Genomic DNA, 1,127 nt, shown 5'->3' on the forward strand with positions numbered 1-1,127 from the left:
ACCATGGCCCTGCTCGCCACCCCGACACCACCGGAAGGGGTGGCCACCGCCGAACTCATGACGGCATGATCTGAACCGCAGAGCCTCCCGCGGAGCGAGTTACACCACGCAGCGGGACGCGACCCGGAGCGTGCCCTTCCCCTGCTGTCATCCAGATGACAGCTGCCCTGTATCGCGGCATCCCATCCGCCCTCCCGGTCTCCCTAGCGTTGGTGACGCACTGCTGCGGCGCTTGCATTGACGCCCTGACCAGTCCGAACGCGATGAGGTCGATCATGATGACTTGCACCACCAACCACGACCGTCCGATGTCAGCACTCGATGGACGTAGCCCGCTCGCCGTACAGGTGGGCGACACCATCCGCCGATATCTCGCCGGGGACCGCTCTGCGATGACCGACCTGACCCGCATCATTCGACCGTGGCTGCACCACATCGTGCGCAGCCACCGCCTACCCGCACACGTCGTCGAGGACGCCGTGCAGTCGACGATGCTTGCCTTGCTCCGGCACGTAAAAGATCTTCGCGACCCCGACGCGGGCCTCGCCTGGATCTCGGTCGTGGCCCGGCGAGAGGCACTGCGGGAGCTCCGTGCGCAGCAGCGCTATGTGCTTGTCGACGAGCCCGACGTCGTGACGCCCCCCGCACCCGATCCTGCCGAGATCGCCCTGAACCGCATGTCGCACGCGGTGGTGCGCCGAACCGTTCGGGTGCTCCCGCCCCGGCACCGCGAGCTGCTCGAGCGGATCGCGCAGGTCGATCGACCGAACTACGCCTCCATCTCAACAGCCTTGAACATACCAATTGGCAGCATTGGCCCTACCCGCAGGCGGAGCCTGAACCGCATGCGGCAGTTGCTCATCAACAACCCGGAGTGGGAGTGGGACCTGCCGGCGTAAATCGCCGCCTCCGGCCACTGCGGGTTGACTGGCCTAACGGCTGCGGCGGGTCCGAGGCAACGCTCGGCAGCTGCAGGGTGCCTCGCGCCGCTGCGACGATTTGGACCGTTCCCGATCTTGTAGACATCCGGTCGTAGACTGCCGCTGATCGCAGCGGAGGCAATCGCGTGGCGACACGCCGTAACTTCACCCAGGAGTACAAGGACCAGGCCGTGAGCCTCGTTCTCG

The 1,127-nt window shown here is 66.3% G+C and carries 1 protein-coding gene; it reads left to right on the plus strand.

Annotation, left to right across the window (positions count from 1 at the left end; genetic code table 11):
- Nucleotides 1-392 precede the first annotated feature (392 nt).
- The gene (locus RM445_RS31980) at nt 393-899 is read left to right on the plus strand and encodes an RNA polymerase sigma factor (RefSeq protein ID WP_311560601.1); all 507 of its coding nucleotides are present in this window, start codon (nt 393-395) and stop codon (nt 897-899) included.
- Nucleotides 900-1,127 lie beyond the last annotated feature (228 nt).

The sequence above is a fragment of the Pseudonocardia charpentierae genome, from assembly GCF_031845345.1.
In the GTDB taxonomy this organism is placed as follows: Bacteria; Actinomycetota; Actinomycetes; order Mycobacteriales; family Pseudonocardiaceae; genus Pseudonocardia; species Pseudonocardia charpentierae.

Excerpts from the sequence above, each read along its gene's own strand:
- RM445_RS31980 (WP_311560601.1), top strand. The coding sequence starts at position 393 with ATGACCGACCTGACCCGCATCATTCGACCGTGGCTGCACCACATCGTG.